This is a genomic window from Variovorax sp. 01T439_2 (genome assembly GCF_056398445.1).
The window spans coordinates 1-3,310 of the sequence record NZ_JBFTPJ010000674.1; the positions used below are offsets into that span (position 1 = coordinate 1).

A 3,310-nucleotide genomic window follows, 5' to 3' on the forward strand; every position below is an offset into this window, starting at 1 on the left:
TCGTGCGCCTGGGCACCTACAGCCGCGAGGTGCTGCAGCAGTTGCGCGCCGACGCCGGCCTCCAATACGACCAGCGCATGCAGGGCATCCTGCACTTCTATACGACGCAGAAGGAGTTCGACGGCGCCCTCAAGCCCGCCGAGCAGATGCGCGCACTCGGCTGCGAACGCCAGGTGATCTCGGCCGACGAGGCCGTGAAGATCGAGCCCGCCCTCGCCCACATCCGCCCGAAGCTGGCGGGTGCCACCTACACGGCGGAGGACGAGTCCGGCGATGCGAACCTTTTTGCACGCGAGCTGGCAAAGCGCGCGGCCACAGCGGGCGTGAAGTTCCTCATGAGCCACACGGTGACCGCGCTGCGCGAGGCCGGCGGCAGCATCGACCATGTCGAAGCCACCGACAGCGAAGGCCGCTTCCAGCGCATCCGCGGTGACGCCTTCGTGCTCGCGATGGGTTCGCTGAGCCCGATCGTTGCCGCGCCGCTGGGCATTCGGCTGCCGATCTATCCGGCCAAGGGCTATTCGGTGACGCTGCCGGTGAAGGACGCCTCCAGGGCGCACCAGGTTTCGCTGACCGACGACGAGTTCAAGCTCGTGTTCTCGCGCTACACCTCGGCTTCCGGCGATCGCCTGCGCATTGCCGGCACGGCCGAGCTCAACGGCTACGACCGCGACCTGAACCGCGTGCGCTGCGAGGCGATCGTGCGGCGCGTCGAGGAGCTCTTCCCGGGCGCCGGCGACACCACGCAGGCCCAGTTCTGGACCGGCCTGCGCCCCGCGACGCCGAGCAACGTGCCGCTGATCGGCAAGACGAAATTGCCGAACCTGTTCCTCAACACCGGCCATGGCACGCTCGGCTGGACGCACGCCTGCGGATCGGGCAAGTCGATTGCGCGCATCGTGAGCGGACTCGCGCCCGAGGTCGACTTTGCATTCACCGGCATGCCTGCGCCGGTGGCGCGCGTGCTGCAGCCGGCCTGAATGCCGGAGGGCGAGGCTCAGTCCTTGCTGGTGAACACCGTCAGCACGCCGGTGTAGCCATACAGGTGGTGGCGGGCGATCTCGCCCGCCGCGAAGAAGCCGACCAGCGGCACGTCGCCCAGCGCGTGCCGCACGATCTGCAGTTCGGCGCCGGGCGCGCCAAAATGCGGCCCGCCGCGCCCCGAGCAGCTCACGTACACCGCGCCCGCGATGCGGCGCGCCGGATGCGGCGCGGCTTCGGCCTCGCCGGCCGCGACGGCGCGCGCGGTGGCCAGCGTCTGCTCCTCGGGCTCGAGTTCCTCGCGGATCTCGGCGCAGATGCGCATCAGGTCGGCCCGCGCGGCCTGCGCATTGCGGCGGCAGAAGGTCAGGCGCATGCCGGCCTCGGCCACGTCGGCAATCGCGATGCCGCGGCGCGTGGGGTCCAGGCCGATGATGTGGCGCACCAGCACGTCGGCGCCCAGGTCGCCGGTGCGGCGGATGCCGTCGCTGCCGGCGTCGGCCAGGCCCACCAGGGTGGCGCGCACGGCGTCGATGGCTTCCTGCGGACGCTCGAGCGTCACCTGCAGGTCGGCCAGCAGCACGTCCAGCGCGGGTTCGCCATCGAGCTTGAGCAGCAGATTGCCATCGGCTTCGGTGATCTCGCGCTCGCGCCCTGCGCCCGAGCGCAGCGGCTGGCAACCCTGGGTGACGCGCGACACCAGCCGCACGCCTTCGCCGAACACCACGCCCGACAATCCGCCCGAGAACACGCCGCCCGCGGCGCCATGCCCGCGGATGTTGCCGTTGCCGCCCACCGCGAACTGCAGCGCGCCGCCGCGGCCCGACGACAGCCCGCCGAACAGGTAGCCGGTGTCGGTGCGGCCCGCCATTTCGCCGATGAGTTCGGTCAGGTCGGGGGTGGCGGGGTCCGCGTGCACCAGCGCCGTGTGGGCCTCGAAGCCGCTCATTTCCGAATTGCCGAGCGGCGCCACACCGGAGAACACGCGGTACTGGTCGCTGGGCAGCGCGCAGAGCATCAGGCTGAGGCCGGGCTCGTCGAAATATTCGGCGTTGTTGGCCGAGACGCCGATGCCGACCGTGCCCGACCAGTCGGTCACCTCGGGCAGTTCGGCGCTCAGGTGGTCGAGGATGTCCTGCGCGTCCGCCGCGTAATGGTCGGTGATGTAGAGCAGCCCGAGCGTGGGCGACGCCGCATAGTCGGGCAGCGCCATCTGCGCGCGCAACTGGGCCAGCACGAGGCCGGCTGCCATGCGCCATTGCGGGTGGGTGGCATGGCCGGAAGGAAACAGCTTCATGATGCGTGCCAACCCGTTCTCTTCAAGAAAGATGTGTGTATGACGTCAGCGGCGGCCGGTCGTTCGCTTGCGCGCGGCGGCCGATGCCTTCTTGGCGGCGGCGGGCGCTGCCGCCTTCCTGGCCGCGGGTTTCGAAGCCGCGGGAGCATTAGCCGCCGGCTGGGCCATGGTCGGCACCTTGAGCTGGGCCGCATCCTGCAGCGCCGAACTCGCGATCTGCTGGAACTGCTCGGTCAGCGAGCCCCACCATTGCATCGGATCGATCACGCCGGCGGCGCCATTGCCGCCCGAAGCGGCAGCGGCCGAGGCCGGCTTGCTGCGCGCCTTCTTCGCGGGTGCCGGGGCTTCTTCTTCCTCGGGCTCGGCTTCCGGTTCGGCCGGCGCAGCGGCCGCAGGTGCCGCAGCAGCGGCAGGCGCCACGGCGGCCGCCTGCTTGGTGAACGCGCTGGCGATATCTTCCATCCGCACGTTCATGCCGCGCAAGGTCGAAAGTGTCATCTTTTGCACTTCGAGCGCCTGGATGGTGGCCTTGAGCGCGTGGCCGTTCTGCTCGAGCCAATACTGCACCGTCTTGAGTTCCTGGATGCGCTTGTCGACCTCTTCCACGCTCAGCGTGGGTGCCACCCAGCTCGCGAGGCTCGGCAACCCGGGCACCGCACTGCCCGCCGCGCCGCCGGCGCCACCGCCGGCAAGGTTCTTCAGAAAATCGAATCCGGGGACGAATTGACTGAAGTCGAAGGGTTGGCTGGCGTTGCTCATGCGGAGGTCTCCGGGTTGGGTTTTCTTGTGATGCCAGCTTACTCCAAGGCATCGCCGTTTTGGGCCCGGGCGCCCTCCCCTTTGCCCCCTCAGAGTTCCGCGCGCACCTTGCTGAACACCTTCCAGAAGGCCGCGTCCTGCGAGGTCGCGAAATTGATCCGCATCATCGTGCTCGGCGGCCGCCGCGCATGGAACAGCGAGCCCGGCGCGAGCAGGTAGCCCTGGTCGAGCATGCGCTGGGTGAGCGCGTCGGTGTCGACGCCGGTGTCGACC

The 3,310-nt window shown here is 69.7% G+C and carries 3 protein-coding genes and 1 pseudogene; 1 reads left to right on the plus strand and 3 read right to left on the minus strand.

Annotated elements, in window-relative coordinates; translation table 11 throughout:
* On the plus strand, positions 1-980 hold a 980-nt coding region (locus tag AC1DOC_RS25640), incomplete at its 5' end, for an FAD-dependent oxidoreductase (protein ID WP_478130755.1).
* A gap of 17 nt (positions 981-997) precedes the next feature.
* On the opposite strand, the gene AC1DOC_RS25645 is transcribed toward AC1DOC_RS25640, so the two are convergent.
* The 3 genes and pseudogenes from AC1DOC_RS25645 to AC1DOC_RS25655 form a co-directional block, all read right to left on the minus strand.
* Positions 998-2,278 (minus strand): FIST signal transduction protein, encoded by a 1,281-nt coding sequence (locus tag AC1DOC_RS25645; RefSeq protein ID WP_026283884.1) that lies wholly within the window; start codon positions 2,276-2,278, stop codon positions 998-1,000.
* A gap of 45 nt (positions 2,279-2,323) precedes the next feature.
* Positions 2,324-3,037, minus strand: a complete 714-nt coding sequence (locus AC1DOC_RS25650; RefSeq protein ID WP_478079148.1) for a PhaM family polyhydroxyalkanoate granule multifunctional regulatory protein — start codon at positions 3,035-3,037, stop codon at positions 2,324-2,326.
* Between the two features lie 89 nt (positions 3,038-3,126).
* Positions 3,127-3,310: pseudogene (locus AC1DOC_RS25655) on the minus strand (aminotransferase-like domain-containing protein); the annotation flags it as partial.